This is a genomic window from Streptomyces sp. NBC_01016, assembly GCF_026341035.1.
Taxonomy (GTDB): domain Bacteria; phylum Actinomycetota; class Actinomycetes; order Streptomycetales; family Streptomycetaceae; genus Streptomyces.
Genome location: NZ_JAPEOQ010000001.1, coordinates 1,113,000 through 1,127,551, shown reverse-complemented (window position 1 = coordinate 1,127,551; position 14,552 = coordinate 1,113,000). Strand labels below are relative to the sequence as shown.

Sequence of the window (14,552 nt, the reverse complement as noted above, 5' to 3'; positions counted from 1 at the left end):
CGTCAGACCGTTCCACGGTTTCACGTGAAACGCAGCCGGCAGGCAGCAGACAGCAAGCATGTGGGGCCGCACCCCGAAGGGTGCGGCCCCACATGTGCTTCAGCGCTGCTCAGGGCAGTGCTCAGGCAGAGACGACCTCGATGTTGACCTTGGCGGCAACCTCGGGGTGCAGACGCACGGAGGCCTCGTGGCCACCGAGCGACTTGATCGGCGAGCCCAGCTCGACACGGCGCTTGTCGACCTTCGGGCCACCGGCAGCCTCGATCGCCGAAGCGACGTCGGCCGGGGTGACGGAACCGAAGAGACGACCGGCGTCGCCGGAGCGGACGGCCAGACGGACCGAGGTGCCCTCGAGCTTGGCCTTGATCTCGTTGGCCTGCTCGATGGTGGCGATCTCGTGGATCTTGCGGGCGCGGCGGATCTGCGCCACGTCCTGCTCGCCACCCTTGGTCCAGCGGATAGCGAACTTCCGCGGGATCAGGTAGTTACGGGCGTACCCGTCCTTGACGTCGACGACCTCGCCGGCGGTGCCGAGGCCAGAGACCTCGTGGGTCAGGATGATCTTCATGTTTCGGTCACCCTTTCCTTATCGCGCGGTGGACGTGTAGGGCAGCAGCGCCATCTCACGGCTGTTCTTCACGGCCGTGGCGACGTCACGCTGGTGCTGCGTGCAGTTGCCGGTCACGCGGCGGGCACGGATCTTGCCGCGGTCGGAAATGAACTTCCGCAGCATGTTCGTGTCCTTGTAGTCCACGTACGTGACCTTGTCCTTGCAGAAAGCGCAGACCTTCTTCTTAGGCTTGCGCACAGGCGGCTTCGCCATGGTGTTTCTCCTGTGTGATCAAGAAGTGTGGGGTGCGAACCCAGCCCTGAAAGGGAGTGATCCCTAGAAGGGGGGCTCGTCCGAGTAGCCGCCGCCGGAGCCGCCGGAGCTTCCGCCCCAGCCGCCACCGCCGCCGCCCTGCTGGCCGCCGCCGGCCGGCGCACCGGTCGCCCAGGGGTCGTTGGCCGGGGCTCCGCCCTGGCCACCTCCCTGACCGCCCTGCTGGCCGCCGGGGCCGCCGCCCCAGCCGCCACCGCCGCCGCCCTGCTGGCCGCCGCCGAATCCGCCGCCGCCACCCTGGCCACCACGACCGGGGGTCTTGGTGACCTTGGCGGTGGCGTAGCGCAGCGAGGGGCCGATCTCGTCGACCTCGAGCTCCACGACCGTCCGCTTCTCGCCCTGCTGGGTCTCGTACGAACGCTGCCGCAGACGTCCCTGAGCGACGACGCGCATGCCGCGCGTCAGCGACTCGGCAACGTTCTCCGCGGCCTGACGCCAGATCGACGCGCGGAGGAACAGCGCATCGCCGTCCTTCCACTCATTGGTCTGGCGGTCGAACGTCCGGGGCGTCGACGCGATCGTGAAGTTCGCGACGGCCGCGCCGGACGGTGTGAAGCGCAGCTCGGGGTCGTCGGTCAGGTTTCCGACGACGGTGATAACGGTCTCGCCTGCCATGGGGGAACCTCTCGGCGGGTTTGCTGCTGGCTGCTTGCTGCTACTCGAATCCCGAGTACCGCTGAACTAGGAAGTTCAGTGGGTCTCGGGACGGAGGACCTTGGTCCGGAGGACCGACTCGTTCAGGTTCATCTGGCGGTCGAGCTCCTTGACGACCGCAGGCTCGGCCTGCAGGTCGATGACCGAGTAGATGCCCTCGGGCTTCTTCTTGATCTCGTACGAGAGACGACGACGGCCCCAGGTGTCGACCTTCTCCACCTTGCCGTTGCCCTCACGGACAACAGACATGAAGTTCTCGATCAGGGGGGCGACAGCGCGCTCCTCCAGATCGGGGTCGAGGATGACCATCACCTCGTAGTGACGCATGTAGAACCCACCTCCTTTGGACTCAGCGGCCACGGTCGTTCCGTGGCAGGAGGGTTGTTATGCGTGTGCAACGGTATCGGCCACCACTGACAATCGGGCCCCGCCGAGCGGATCCGCGCTGGTCAGTGGAGTGAGCCCCTGGTCGGGGGCGTGAACAGACACCGGTGCAGACCGTACAGACTACCCGCACCTCTGCTTCCGGTTGAAATCCGGCAGCCCATGCCCGCAATCTGTACACATCGGGTGTGTACGGCGCTACGATGCGCCGCTTCCGCAGGAGGTGCCCCATGGCACAAGTAATGCGTCCCAACAGCACCGTTTCCTCCTCCCTTTTCGCCACGGACGGCAAGCCCCACCCGCTGCCGGACACCCTGCTCGGGGTGACCGTGGTGCTCGGAGCGATCGCGATCATCTCCTCGCTCTGGCCCGGTCTCCATCTCCTCAGCTCCTGGGCAGGGCTCGTCGGCATCCTGGCCGGGGCCTACGGCCAGTTCGTCTCCGAGACGACCCGTGAACGATTCGGCCTGATCCTGGGCCTGGGGGCGTCGGCCATCGGCTTCTTCATCGGCATGGCCCATGGCGGCCTCTTCGGCGGGGTCATCGGCTGAGGCGGCCCTCCTCGGAAGCCGCCGCGGGGCGGCCTTCACCACCGACCTCCCATACGGCCGGTCGGGGCGCTCACAGGGCGCAGTAGGCTTCGGCGCGAGAGCCGGAGCCCCTGTACCCATGGGGACACACCAGCCCGAGGAGCGCCCCGAATGAGCCTGACCCTGAGGACCATCAGCCGAGAGCAGCATCTGGCATACATCCAGAGCCTGCCCTCGGCGAGCCACATGCAGGTTCCCGCATGGGCAGATGTGAAGGCGGAGTGGCGCTCCGAGCACCTGGGCTGGTTCGACGAGCGCACCGGCGAGATGGTCGGTGCGGGCCTCGTGCTGTACCGACAGCTCCCCAAGATCAAGCGCTATCTCGCGTACCTGCCCGAGGGCCCGGTCATCAACTGGTACGCCCCGAACCTCGAAGAGTGGCTGCGCCCGATGCTCGCGCATCTGAAGCAGCAGGGCGCCTTCTCCGTGAAGATGGGCCCGCCGGTCATCATTCGCCGCTGGGACGCGCCCTCCATCAAGAAGGGCATCCAGGACGCGGATGTGAAGCGCCTGCGCGACATCGAGGCGGACCACATCGAGCCGCGCGCCTTCGAGGTCGCCGACAAGCTCCGCCGCATGGGCTGGCAGCAGGGCGAGGACGGCGGCGCCGGCTTCGGCGACGTACAGCCGCGCTATGTCTTCCAGGTGCCGCTCGCGAACCGCTCCCTGGAAGAAGTGCACAAGCAGTTCAACCAGCTGTGGCGGCGCAACATCAAGAAGGCCGAGAAGGCCGGCGTCGAGGTCGTCCAGGGCGGCTACCAGGACCTCGCCGAGTGGCAGCGGCTGTACGAGATCACGGCCGTGCGCGACCACTTCCGGCCGCGCCCGCTGTCGTACTTCGAGCGCATGTGGACGGCCCTCAACACCGAGGACCCCAACCGGATGCGGCTCTACTTCGCGCGGCACAACGGCGTGAATCTGGCGGCCGCCACGATGCTCGTCGTCGGCGGGCACGTCTGGTACTCCTACGGCGCCTCCGACAACATCGGCCGCGAGGTGCGCCCGTCCAATGCCATGCAGTGGCGGATGCTGCGCGACTCCTACGCGCTCGGCGCCACCGTCTACGACCTGCGCGGCATCTCCGACTCGCTGGACGAGACCGATCACCTCTTCGGCCTGATCCAGTTCAAGGTCGGTACGGGCGGCCAGGCAGCCGAATACCTGGGCGAGTGGGACTTCCCGCTCAACAAGCTGCTGCACAAGGCGCTCGACATCTACATGTCGCGTCGCTGAGCACCCGGCACAATCTGATCTAGCTCCGTACTCTCCACGAAAGGTTCCGGGACCGGCCATGGCGCTCACGCTCTACGTCGACACCGCGCGCTGGCGGGCACACCACAAGCAGGTGCTCGAGCAGTTTCCGGGGCTCGTCCCCGTCTGCAAGGGCAACGGCTACGGATTCGGCCACGAACGGCTCGCGGAAGAGGCGACCCGCTTCGGCACCGACGTCCTCGCCGTCGGCACCACGTACGAGGCCGCCCGGATCAAGGACTGGTTCAGCGGTGACCTGCTGGTCCTGACGCCGTTCCGGCGCGGCGAGGAGCCGGTTCCGCTGCCCGACCGCGTCATCCGCTCCGTCTCCTCCGTCGACGGCGTGCACGGCCTTGTCGGTGCCCGCGTCGTCATCGAGGTCATGTCCTCGATGAAGCGGCACGGCGTCACCGAGCAGGACCTGCCGCAGCTCGCGCACGCCATACAGGACGTGCGTCTCGAGGGCTTCGCGATCCACCTGCCGCTCGACCGCACCGACGGCACGGACGCCGTCGAGGAGGTCATCGGCTGGATGGACCGGCTGCGCGCGGCCCGCCTTCCGCTGCACACCATGTTCGTGAGCCACCTGAAGGCCGACGAACTGGCGCGCCTGCAGCAGCAGTTCCCGCAGACCCGCTTCCGCGCGCGGATCGGTACGCGGCTGTGGCTGGGCGACCACGAGGCGACCGAGTACCGCGGCGCCGTCCTGGACGTCACGCGCGTCGCGAAGGGCGACCGGTTCGGCTACCGCCAGCAGAAGGCCCCCTCCGACGGCTGGCTGGTGGTCGTGGCGGGCGGTACGTCGCACGGTGTGGGCCTGGAGGCCCCGAAGGCCGTGCACGGCGTCATGCCGCGCGCCAAGGGCGTCGCACGGGCCGGCCTGGCCACGGTGAACCGGAACCTGGCGCCGTTCGTCTGGTCGGGCAAGCAGCGCTGGTTCGCCGAGCCGCCGCACATGCAGGTGTCGATCCTGTTCGTGCCGTCCGACGCCCCCGAGCCGCAGGTCGGCGAGGAACTGGTGGCCCACCTTCGACACACCACCACGCAGTTCGACCGGATCGTGGATCGCTGACCACTGAGCACGCCTCTACGTAGGGCGTGCCTGGTCCAGGTAGGACACTGGTCTACGTAGGACACACGAAAGCGGGTCGGGCGCCCATGAGGTGCCCGACCCGCTTTTCGTTGCCTTCAACGAGCGCGTTCGCTCAGAGTGAACTTTCCGGGGCCCGGCCCCAGTCGACCGCCGCCGGCCCTTCCGCGGTACGAGCGGCGTGCCGGTGCCGCCGCGGGCGAGCCGCCTGCCCCAGTACGAAGACGTCCTTGGCGCCGTCCAGGACACCGCCCGTGGGGTCGTCCTCGCCGGAGCGGCGCACCACGTCCCGGTCGGGCAGCCAGATGTCCCGCACGATGATCGCGCAGATGTAGAGCGTGCCCAACAGGTGTGCCGCGATGACCAGTTGGTATCCGTCCTCGGGCAGTCCCTGGTGCTTGTCCCCGCTCGTCGTGTACGCGAGGTACAGCCAGATCCCCAGGAAGTACGCGACCTCGCACGCCTGCCAGATCAGGAAGTCCCGCCACTTGGGGCGCGCGAGCGCGGCGAGCGGGATCAGCCACAGGACGTACTGCGGCGAGTAGACCTTGTTGGTGAGGATGAAGGCCGCGACCACCAGGAACGCGAGCTGTGAGAAGCGCGGCCTACGGGGTGCGGTGAGCGTCAGCGCCGCGACGCCGAGGCAGGCGAGCACCATCAGCGTCGTGGCCAGGGTGTTGACGACGTTGGTGTCGAGGGGCGTGTCCCGGTGCTGGGAGATGATCAGCCAGAAGGAGCCGAAGTCGACTCCGCGCTCCTGGCTGAACGTGTAGAACTTCGACCAGCCCTCGGGCGCCAGCATCATCACCGGCAGGTTCACGGCCAGCCACGAGACGGCGACGCCCAGGCCCGCCCTGCCGAACTCCCGCCACTTTCCGGCCCGCCAGCACAGCACGAAGAGCGGCCCGAGCAGCAGCACCGGGTACAGCTTGGCGGCCGTCGCAAGCCCGAGCAGCACACCGAAGGCGAAGGCCCTGCCCCGCGACCACATCAGCATCGCGGCCGCCGTGAGCGCCACCGCGAAGAGGTCCCAATTGATGGTGGCGGTCAGCGCGAAAGCGGGCGCCAGAGCGACCAGCAGGGCGTCCCAGGGGCGCCTGCGGTGGGTGCGGGTGACGCACACGGCGATCACCGCCGCGCAGATCATCAGTATCCCGGCGTTGACCATCCAGTAGACCTGCTCCTGGTGCTGGATGGAGCCGCTGCCCGGCGTCAGCCACGCGGCGACCTCCATGAACACACCGGTGAGCACCGGATATTCGAGGTAGTCCATGTCGCCGGAGAGCTTGTCGAAGTACGGCACGAGGCCATCGGCGAAGCCGCGTCCCTGGTAGAGGTGCGGGATGTCCGAGTAACAGGCGTGTGTGTACTGGGAGCTGGCGCCGTAGAACCAGGAACCGTCGTAGCAGGGGAACTTCTGGACCATGCCGAGCGCGAACATGCCGAGCATGACCAGTGCGATCACCCGCGCGGGCGTCCACCAGGAGCCCCCGAGCAGGGCGCGTCGCCCGATGGGCCCGCCGATGAACTCGGCTCCGGCGGCCGCGACCTCGTCCTCTCTCGTCGGCCGTACCTGCTCCGGTTCCGGCTGCTGCGGGTTCGTGCTCGTCGTCTCTGCACTGGGCATGCGGCACATCCTGCCGTACGAGCCTGAGAACGGGGCGAGGGCCGCCACACCCGATGGGTGTGACGGCCCTCGACTGCCGTGGAACACGCTGTGTTTCACGTGAAACACGGCGCGTTGAGGCAGGGTCGGCTAACTGTCGGGGCCTCCGAAGATGCCACCGCCGTTTCCATTGCCCGGGCCTCCGGTGTCGTCGGTACTTCCGTCGCTCGGTGTCGACGAGGCTCCACCGTCGGTCGCGCCTCCGGTGTCCGTCTCCCCGGTGCCCCCATCATCTTCGTTCTTGCAGGCCCAGTCCCAGTCGCTGCACGTCTCCGAGGGCGTCGGGGACGGCGACGTACTCTCGCTGGTCGACGGGGACGGCGGGGCGGTCTCCGACGGGGTTGCCGTGACCGACGGGGTCGGCGTGGGACTCGGGGTCGCGCCCACGAGCGATCCGATGGGCTCCGGCGTCGGGAACGGCTCGTTCGGCTGGCCCTTCAGGGCCTGCGCCATGTAGTCGTGCCAGATCTCGGACGGGAACGACGCACCGTGGATCTTCTCCTGACCACCGGTTCCGTACATCTCGAGGAACTTGCGGTCCTTGGACTTCTCGTTGTCGTCCATCCGGTACATCGTGATCGCGGTGGACAGCTGCTTGGTGTAGCCCACGAACCAGGCGGACTTGTTGCCGTCGGTGGTACCGGTCTTGCCGGCCACGTCGCGGCCCGGCAGTCGCGCCGCCGTACCCGTGCCCTTGTCGACGACGGTCTTGAGGACGTCGGTCACGTTGTCCGCGACCTTCGTGTCGAAGGCGCGCACCGGCTTGGGATCGTGCCGGTAGACGGTCTCGCCCTCACGGTCGACGGACTTCACCGAGTACGGATCGTTCTGCTGACCGCTGGTCGCGAACGTGCCGTACGCGCCCGCCATGCGGATCGCGCTCGGGTCGGAGGTACCGAGGGAGAACGAGGGGTAGTTGGAGTCGGCGAAGCTGTCGTCCAGGATGCCGGCGCCCTTCGCCGCGGCCCGCACCTTGTTCAGACCCACGTCCATGCCCAGCTGCACATAGGCCGAGTTCACGGACTCGCGCATGGCCTCGCGCAGATCGATCTGGTAGCTCGGCCGGTTGTACGACTGCTTACCGTCGTTGGTCTGGTTCCACTGCTTGCCCTTCTCGTTCGTCCAGATGTCCCCCTTCCAGTCCTTGATCTTGAGCCCGTTCTTGCCGCTGTACAGGCTCTTGGGGGAGGCGATCGTGCGCTGGCTCGCGTCCTGGACTTCGGGCCCCTCCGGGTTCCTGACTCCGTACTTGAAGGCAGCCGCGAGAACGAAGGGCTTGAAGGTCGAGCCGACCTGGGCGCCGGTGACGTCGGCGTTGTTGGTGAAGTGCTTGGTGGCGTCCTCACCGCCGTAGATGGCCTCGATCGCGCCGGACTTGGGGCTGACGGAGGCACCACCGAACTGGACGTGCCGGTCCACGTACTTCCCGTTGACCTTGCGGTTCTTCTGAAGGTTCTCCTTGCGGACCTTCTTCACGGCGTTCTCGAGCTTCTTCACCTTGTTCTTGTTGAACGTGGTGTGAATCTCGTAGCCGCCCTTCTGCAGGTCGTCCTCGGTGATCCTGCCGTTGCTGTTCTTGACGGCGTTCGCCTTGGCGAGGTCGACGAGATAGCCGGTCTGGCCGCCGAGCTGCGCGTTGGCGCGCGGGCTCTCCAGCTTGGGGAAGCTCTTGAACTGGGCGCGCTGGCTCTGGCTCAGCCGCCCGTCCTTGACCTCTTCGCCGAGGATCCACGACCAACGCTTCGTGGCGCGCTCGCGGTTCTTCTGCGGCGTCGCGTTGACCGGGTCGATGCCGGGCGAGCCCGCCGGGTCGTAGTACGTGGAGCCCTTGAGCACTGACGCGAGGAAGGCGGTCTGGCTCGCGTTGAGCTTCGTGGCGTCCTCGTCGAAGTAGGTGCGCGCCGCGGCCTGGATGCCGTAGGCGCCGCGACCGTAGTACGCCGAGTTCAGATAGCCGGCCATGACGTCGTCCTTCTCGACCGTCCGACCGACCTTTATGGAGACGAACAGCTCCTTGAGCTTTCGGCCCACCGTCTGGGACTGGTCGTCCAGCATCGCGTTCTTCACGTACTGCTGGGTGATGGTCGAGCCGCCCTGCGTCTCGCCGCCCTTGGCCATGTTGAACACGGCACGGGCGATACCCATCGGGTCGACGCCCTTGTCCGTCTCGAACGTCTTGTTCTCCGCCGACATGACGGCGTAGCGCATGGACTTCGGGATGTCCTCGTACTTGATGATCTGCCGGTTGGTCTCGCCACCGGTGGCGACCATCTGCGTGTCGTCGGACCAGTAGTAGACGTTGTTCTGCGCCGTCGCCGTCTTGGCCGGGTCGGGCACACCCACCAGCGCGTACGCGAGGCCGGCCGCGACCATCATGCTGCCGAACAGACCGACGCACATGCCGGTCACCAGGCGCCAGGAGGGCACCCAGCGGCGCCAGCCGTACTTGTACGCGCGCGGGTAGTCGACGAACTTCTTCTTCTCCGGGCCGCCGCGCCCCGCGCCGTACGGGCCGCCGGGACCGCCACCGCCGGGTCCGCCGCCACCTCGGCGGCCGCCACCGCCGCCACCGCCGCCTCCGGCGCCATCGGCCGACCTGCGTCGACCGCCGCGCTGGGCCGCCTTACGGGCTTCTGCGCGACCGCCCCAGGGGCGTTCCTCCTCCGGGCTCCCTTGCGAGCCCGTTGAGCCCGTTGAACTCGGGGGGTCATAGGAAGCGGAGGACGAGGCGGAACCTCCACGCGGTGCCGCGCGGCGGCCCGATGGTGATCCGAATGCTCCGCGACGGGCCGCGGCGCGCCCACCGCCCTGCGGCTGCGGCGGTTTGCGACGGTGCTCGCTCATCGAACGACTACTCCTCGGGCAGGCGCGGGGTCACGCGCCTGGAAACGGCGTCTGGTTTCCGGTCCCCCCGGAGTACGGATGCGCCCCTTTCGGCACTCACCCGCACTACACCGGGGACGACGACGCCCACAGGCGTCACTTGGTTCCCGGTGGTCTGCATGGCGGACAGACTACGCACCGTCAAAACCCTCCTAGGGCCGAACTTCACCCCAAATCAGGCAACTCGATTCCTACGAATCAGTGATGTGACGCCGTTCACCGTGATCGCACTTGCCGCAGCCGAAGAGCAGTTCTATCGTCGGGATGTATCGAGTCGATACATCAGCTCGACATAAAGAGTCGATACAAGGGCCCGCGGCAGAGGAGGAGGCGACGATGAGCCGACGCTCCGGCATCCTCGAGTTCGCCGTACTCGGACTGCTCCGCGAGTCCCCGATGCACGGCTACGAGCTGCGCAAGCGACTCAACACTTCACTCGGAATCTTCCGCGCCTTCAGCTACGGGACGCTGTACCCCTGCCTCAAGACGCTGGTCGCCAACGGCTGGTTGATCGAGGAATCGGGTTCAGGACCCGACGACACCCCCGCGGCTCCACTCGCAGGGCGTCGCGCCAAGATCGTCTATCGGTTGACGGCGGAAGGTAAGGAGCACTTCGAGGACCTGCTCTCGCAGACCGGCCCCGATGCATACGAGGACGAGCACTTCGCCGCGCGCTTCGCCTTCTTCGGGCAGACGTCGCGGGACGTGCGCATGCGCGTCCTCGAGGGCCGTCGCAGCCGTCTGGAGGAGCGCCTCGAGAAGATGCGCATCTCCTTCGCCCGCACCCGCGAGCGCTTGGACGACTACACGCTCGAACTGCAGCGGCACGGCATGGAGTCCGTGGAGCGCGAAGTGCGCTGGCTGAACGAGCTCATCGAGAGCGAGCGCGCGGGCCGTGACCAACGTGGCTCCGGCCCGGGGGGCGCGGCTCAGCAGGACACATCTGGAGAGACGGGCGGCCTGCCCCGGCACCGGGACAGCACCCGGCCGGATCCGTCCGACGACACCGCCACGTGAAGCCCGGTCAGGGCTTCACCGAGTACACACAGGGAGCAACCGGAATGGGTTCGGTTCGCGTAGCCATCGTCGGCGTGGGCAACTGCGCCGCCTCGCTGGTGCAGGGCGTCGAGTTCTACAGGGACGCCGACCCGGAGACCAAGGTCCCGGGCCTGATGCACGTACAGTTCGGCGACTACCACGTCGGTGACGTCGAGTTCGTCGCCGCGTTCGACGTCGACGCGAAGAAGGTCGGCCTGGACCTCTCGGACGCCATCGGCGCGTCCGAGAACAACACCATCAAGATCGCCGACGTGCCGAACAAGGGCGTCGAGGTCCAGCGTGGCCACACGCTCGACGGCCTGGGCCGCTACTACCGCGAGACGATCGAGGAGTCCTCCGAGGCCCCGGTCGACATCGTCCAGATCCTCAAGGACAAGCAGGTCGACGTTCTCGTCTGCTACCTGCCCGTCGGCTCCGACGATGCGGCGAAGTTCTACGCCCAGTGCGCCATCGACGCCAAGGTCGCGTTCGTCAACGCCCTCCCGGTCTTCATCGCCGGCACCAAGGAGTGGGCGGACAAGTTCACCGAGGCCGGCGTCCCGATCGTCGGTGACGACATCAAGTCGCAGGTCGGCGCGACCATCACGCACCGCGTGATGGCGAAGCTGTTCGAGGACCGCGGTGTCCGTCTTGAGCGCACCATGCAGCTCAACGTCGGCGGCAACATGGACTTCAAGAACATGCTGGAGCGCGACCGTCTCGAGTCGAAGAAGATCTCGAAGACGCAGGCCGTCACCTCGCAGATCCGCGACCGCGAGCTGGGCGAGAACAACGTCCACATCGGCCCGTCCGACTACGTCGCGTGGCTCGACGACCGCAAGTGGGCGTACGTCCGCCTCGAGGGCCGTGCCTTCGGCGAGGTCCCGCTGAACCTGGAGTACAAGCTCGAGGTCTGGGACTCCCCGAACTCGGCGGGTGTCATCATCGACGCCCTGCGTGCCGCGAAGATCGCCAAGGACCGCGGCATCGGCGGCCCGATCCTCTCCGCGTCCTCGTACTTCATGAAGTCCCCGCCGGTGCAGTACTTCGACGACGAGGCCTACGCCAACGTCGAGAAGTTCATCAAGGGCGAGGTCGAGCGCTGACCTTGTCCTGAAGGACGGTCCGGGTGTTCCACGTGAAACGCCCACCTCCTGAAGGCTGTTGAGGCCCCCGGCTCGCACACATGGTGCGCGCCGGGGGCCCGCCTCATATGTGAGGCTGTGCCCCATGTCTGTCGTCCGTGACCTGCGCGTACTGCTGCGCCTGCACGATTTTCGGCGTCTGTTGACGTTGCGGCTGCTCTCCCAGGGCGCGGACGGCGTGTATCAGGTGGCGCTCGCCACCTACGTGGTGTTCTCGCCGGAGAAGCAGACCTCGCCCGCCGCGATCGCGTCGGCAATGGCCGTACTGCTGCTCCCGTACTCCCTTGTGGGCCCGTTCGCGGGCGTCCTCCTTGACCGTTGGCGACGCCGCCAGGTCTTCCTCTACGGCAACCTGCTGCGGGTGCTGCTCGCCTCCGTGACGGCCGCTCTCATGCTGAGCCACACCCCGGACTGGCTCTTCTACGCGTCCGCGCTCTGCGTCACCGCGGTCAACCGCTTCGTTCTGTCCGGGCTCTCGGCCGCGCTGCCCCGTGTCGTGGACGCGGAGCGCCTCGTCATGGCCAACTCCATCTCACCGACCGCGGGGACACTCGCGGCAACGTTGGGCGGCGGCCTCGCCTTCGGCGTGCGCCTGATCGCCGCCGACTCGGATGCCGCGGTGGTGCTCATCGGGGCGTTGCTCTACCTGTGTGCCGCACTCGCCTCCCTGCGCATGGACGCACAACTCCTCGGCCCTGAACCGGAGTTGATCCAGCCGCGCCTGGGAGCGGCACTGACCGGCACCGCCCGGGACCTCTCGGCCGGCGTCCGGCACCTTGTCTCGCGTCCGTCCGCCGCGCGCGCCCTTGCCGCGATGACGGTGATGCGGTTCTGCTACGGCGCCCTGCTCGTCATGGTTCTCATGCTGTGCCGGTACGCATGGTCATCCACGGAGTCCGAGGGCCTGGCCCTGCTCGGCCTCGCCATGGGCGTCTCGGGGGCCGGCTTCTTCGTCGCGGCGGCCATCACCCCGGCAGCCGTGGGGCGGTTCGGCGCGGCCGGGTGGATCGCCCTCTGCGCCGGCACCGCATCCGTACTGGAACTCGCCCTGGGTCTCACCTTCGAACCCACGCCGATCGTGGTGGCTGCGTTCGTCCTGGGACTGACCACACAGGCCGCGAAGATCGCCACCGACACGGTCGTGCAGTCCTCCATCGACGACGGCTTCCGCGGCCGGATCTTCTCCGTCTACGACGTGCTGATCAACGTCTCCTTCGTCGGCGCGGCCGGAGTGGCGGCGCTGATGCTGCCGCCGGACGGCCGCTCGGTCCCCCTCGTGGTCCTGGTGTCGGTCCTCTACGGAGCGACCGCTCTGACGCTGCGCGGGCGGCGGCGTTTCACGTGAAACATCGCCTCCCGAGATACGCGTAGGGCTCCCCAGATACGCGTAGGGCTCTGTTTCACGTGAAACAGAGCCCTACGCGTTCCGCACGTCTCAGTCCTGCGAGCGGTCGGCCCACCATTCCTTGAGCGCCGACACTGCCGCGTCGTACTCCATCGGACCGTTCTCGAGGCGCAGCTCCAGCAGGAACTTGTACGCCTGCCCGATCACCGGTCCCGGGCTGACGCCGAGGATCTCCATGATCTGGTTTCCGTCGAGGTCGGGCCGGATCGAGTCCAGCTCCTCCTGCTCCTGAAGCCGCTCGATGCGCTCCTCAAGGCCGTCGTACGCACGCGAAAGCGCATTGGCCTTCCGCTTGTTGCGCGTCGTGCAGTCGGAACGGGTCAGCTTGTGCAGCCGACCGAGGAGCGGCCCCGCGTCCCGTACGTAACGACGTACAGCGGAATCCGTCCACTCGCCGGTGCCGTAGCCGTGGAAGCGCAGGTGCAGCTCGACGAGGCGCGAGACGTCCTTCACCAAGTCATTGGAGTACTTGAGCGCGGTCATGCGCTTCTTCGTCATCTTGGCGCCGACCACCTCGTGGTGGTGGAAGGAGACGCGGCCGTCCTCCTCGAAGCGGCGGGTGCGCGGCTTCCCGATGTCGTGGAGCAGCGCGGCGAGGCGCAGCCTCAGATCCGGGCCTTCGGTCTCCAACGCCATCGCCTGCTCGAGCACGATCAGCGTGTGGTCGTAGACGTCCTTGTGCCTGTGGTGCTCATCACGCTCCAGGCGCAGAGCGGGCAGTTCGGGCAGTACGGAATCGGCCAGACCGGTCTCGACGAGCAGCGTCAGGCCCTTGCGCGGGTGCGCGGAGAGAATCAGCTTGTTGAGCTCGTCACGTACGCGCTCCGCGGAGACGATCTCGATGCGGCCTGCCATGGCCTTCATGGCGGCGACGACCTCAGGGGCGACCTCGAAGTCGAGCTGAGCGGCGAACCGGGCGGCCCGCATCATCCGCAGCGGGTCGTCGGAGAAGGAGTCCTCCGGGGTGCCGGGCGTGCGCAGCACCCGCTCGGACAGGTCACCGATGCCACCGTGCGGATCGATGAATTCCTTCTCGGGGAGCGCCACGGCCATCGCGTTGACGGTGAAGTCCCGGCGGACCAGGTCCTCTTCGATGGAGTCGCCGTACGACACCTCGGGCTTACGCGAGGTGCGGTCGTACGCCTCCGAACGATAGGTCGTGACCTCGATCTGGTAGCGATGATCAGCGTCTCCGACGCGGGCATCCTTCTGGCAACCGACGGTGCCGAACGCGATCCCGACCTCCCACACCGCGTCGGCCCAGGGACGAACGATCTTCAATACGTCCTCGGGACGGGCGTCAGTGGTGAAGTCCAGGTCGTTGCCGAGCCGGCCGAGCAGTGCGTCCCGCACCGAACCACCGACCAGGGCGAGGGAGAACCCGGCCTCCTGGAATCGGCGGGCGAGATCGTCTGCGACAGGCGAGACCCGCAGCAGTTCGCTGACCGCGCGGTGCTGCACCTGGCTCAGGGTGCTGGGGGTGTCTTCATTGGCGTTCGGCACAACAGGACAGGGTACGTGGCCCGGGCGGCCCGGGCCGAAACTTGTTTGCCGGGCCCGCGA

At 67.5% G+C, this 14,552-nt stretch carries 13 protein-coding genes; 6 read left to right on the top strand and 7 right to left on the bottom strand.

All coding sequences use genetic code 11. The features are described from left to right. Positions 1-121: 121 nt before the first annotated feature. From rplI to rpsF, 4 genes are all read right to left on the bottom strand, one after another. Complete coding sequence (gene rplI / locus OG746_RS05270) at positions 122-568, bottom strand: 50S ribosomal protein L9 (protein ID WP_266712020.1); 447 nt, start codon at positions 566-568, stop codon at positions 122-124. Between the two features lie 18 nt (positions 569-586). After that, positions 587-823, bottom strand: coding sequence for a 30S ribosomal protein S18 (gene rpsR / locus OG746_RS05265; RefSeq protein ID WP_003949403.1), 237 nt, complete (start codon positions 821-823; stop codon positions 587-589). A 63-nt stretch (positions 824-886) separates the two neighbouring features. Next, entirely contained in the window at positions 887-1,498 is a 612-nt protein-coding gene (locus tag OG746_RS05260) for a single-stranded DNA-binding protein (RefSeq protein WP_266712018.1), read from the bottom strand. A 75-nt stretch (positions 1,499-1,573) separates the two neighbouring features. After that, positions 1,574-1,864 (bottom strand): 30S ribosomal protein S6, encoded by a 291-nt coding sequence (gene rpsF / locus OG746_RS05255; protein ID WP_164559357.1) that lies wholly within the window; start codon positions 1,862-1,864, stop codon positions 1,574-1,576. Between the two features lie 287 nt (positions 1,865-2,151). Between rpsF and OG746_RS05250 the strand changes: the two genes are divergently transcribed. From OG746_RS05250 to OG746_RS05240, 3 genes are all read left to right on the top strand, one after another. After that, positions 2,152-2,472, top strand: coding sequence for a hypothetical protein (locus OG746_RS05250; protein WP_266712013.1), 321 nt, complete (start codon positions 2,152-2,154; stop codon positions 2,470-2,472). A gap of 150 nt (positions 2,473-2,622) precedes the next feature. Further along, on the top strand, positions 2,623-3,744 hold the full coding sequence (gene femX / locus OG746_RS05245; RefSeq protein ID WP_266712011.1) for a peptidoglycan bridge formation glycyltransferase FemX: 1,122 nt from the start codon (positions 2,623-2,625) through the stop codon (positions 3,742-3,744). Positions 3,745-3,802: 58 nt separating this feature from the next. After that, positions 3,803-4,834 (top strand): alanine racemase, encoded by a 1,032-nt coding sequence (locus OG746_RS05240; protein ID WP_266712009.1) that lies wholly within the window; start codon positions 3,803-3,805, stop codon positions 4,832-4,834. Between the two features lie 133 nt (positions 4,835-4,967). Here the strand turns inward: OG746_RS05240 and OG746_RS05235 are convergent, their stop codons facing one another. Beyond that, the gene (locus OG746_RS05235) at positions 4,968-6,479 is read right to left on the bottom strand and encodes a glycosyltransferase family 87 protein (RefSeq protein WP_266712007.1); all 1,512 of its coding nucleotides are present in this window, start codon (positions 6,477-6,479) and stop codon (positions 4,968-4,970) included. Positions 6,480-6,608: 129 nt separating this feature from the next. Beyond that, positions 6,609-9,362, bottom strand: a complete 2,754-nt coding sequence (locus tag OG746_RS05230; protein WP_266712005.1) for a transglycosylase domain-containing protein — start codon at positions 9,360-9,362, stop codon at positions 6,609-6,611. Positions 9,363-9,737: 375 nt separating this feature from the next. On the opposite strand from OG746_RS05230, the gene OG746_RS05225 reads away from it, so the two are divergent. From OG746_RS05225 to OG746_RS05215, 3 genes are all read left to right on the top strand, one after another. Further along, complete coding sequence (locus OG746_RS05225; protein WP_266712003.1) at positions 9,738-10,418, top strand: PadR family transcriptional regulator; 681 nt, start codon at positions 9,738-9,740, stop codon at positions 10,416-10,418. 44 nt (positions 10,419-10,462) lie between these two features. Further along, complete coding sequence (locus tag OG746_RS05220; protein WP_266712002.1) at positions 10,463-11,545, top strand: inositol-3-phosphate synthase; 1,083 nt, start codon at positions 10,463-10,465, stop codon at positions 11,543-11,545. A 124-nt stretch (positions 11,546-11,669) separates the two neighbouring features. Then, complete coding sequence (locus tag OG746_RS05215; RefSeq protein WP_266712000.1) at positions 11,670-12,929, top strand: MFS transporter; 1,260 nt, start codon at positions 11,670-11,672, stop codon at positions 12,927-12,929. Between the two features lie 90 nt (positions 12,930-13,019). Here the strand turns inward: OG746_RS05215 and OG746_RS05210 are convergent, their stop codons facing one another. After that, positions 13,020-14,492: a CCA tRNA nucleotidyltransferase gene (locus OG746_RS05210; RefSeq protein WP_266711998.1), complete on the bottom strand. Its 1,473-nt coding sequence runs from the start codon at positions 14,490-14,492 to the stop codon at positions 13,020-13,022. Positions 14,493-14,552: the final 60 nt, after the last annotated feature.

What these genes read in the sequence shown, in the direction of transcription:
- OG746_RS05215 (WP_266712000.1), top strand. Translation starts at nt 11,670, where the DNA reads ATGTCTGTCGTCCGTGACCTGCGCGTACTGCTGCGCCTGCACGATTTT.
- OG746_RS05225 (WP_266712003.1), top strand. Translation starts at nt 9,738, where the DNA reads ATGAGCCGACGCTCCGGCATCCTCGAGTTCGCCGTACTCGGACTGCTC.
- OG746_RS05260 (WP_266712018.1), bottom strand. Translation starts at nt 1,498, where the DNA reads ATGGCAGGCGAGACCGTTATCACCGTCGTCGGAAACCTGACCGACGAC.
- OG746_RS05230 (WP_266712005.1), bottom strand. Translation starts at nt 9,362, where the DNA reads ATGAGCGAGCACCGTCGCAAACCGCCGCAGCCGCAGGGCGGTGGGCGC.
- rplI (WP_266712020.1), bottom strand. Translation starts at nt 568, where the DNA reads ATGAAGATCATCCTGACCCACGAGGTCTCTGGCCTCGGCACCGCCGGC.
- OG746_RS05220 (WP_266712002.1), top strand. Translation starts at nt 10,463, where the DNA reads ATGGGTTCGGTTCGCGTAGCCATCGTCGGCGTGGGCAACTGCGCCGCC.
- rpsR (WP_003949403.1), bottom strand. Translation starts at nt 823, where the DNA reads ATGGCGAAGCCGCCTGTGCGCAAGCCTAAGAAGAAGGTCTGCGCTTTC.
- OG746_RS05240 (WP_266712009.1), top strand. Translation starts at nt 3,803, where the DNA reads ATGGCGCTCACGCTCTACGTCGACACCGCGCGCTGGCGGGCACACCAC.
- rpsF (WP_164559357.1), bottom strand. Translation starts at nt 1,864, where the DNA reads ATGCGTCACTACGAGGTGATGGTCATCCTCGACCCCGATCTGGAGGAG.
- OG746_RS05250 (WP_266712013.1), top strand. Translation starts at nt 2,152, where the DNA reads ATGGCACAAGTAATGCGTCCCAACAGCACCGTTTCCTCCTCCCTTTTC.
- femX (WP_266712011.1), top strand. Translation starts at nt 2,623, where the DNA reads ATGAGCCTGACCCTGAGGACCATCAGCCGAGAGCAGCATCTGGCATAC.
- OG746_RS05235 (WP_266712007.1), bottom strand. Translation starts at nt 6,479, where the DNA reads ATGCCCAGTGCAGAGACGACGAGCACGAACCCGCAGCAGCCGGAACCG.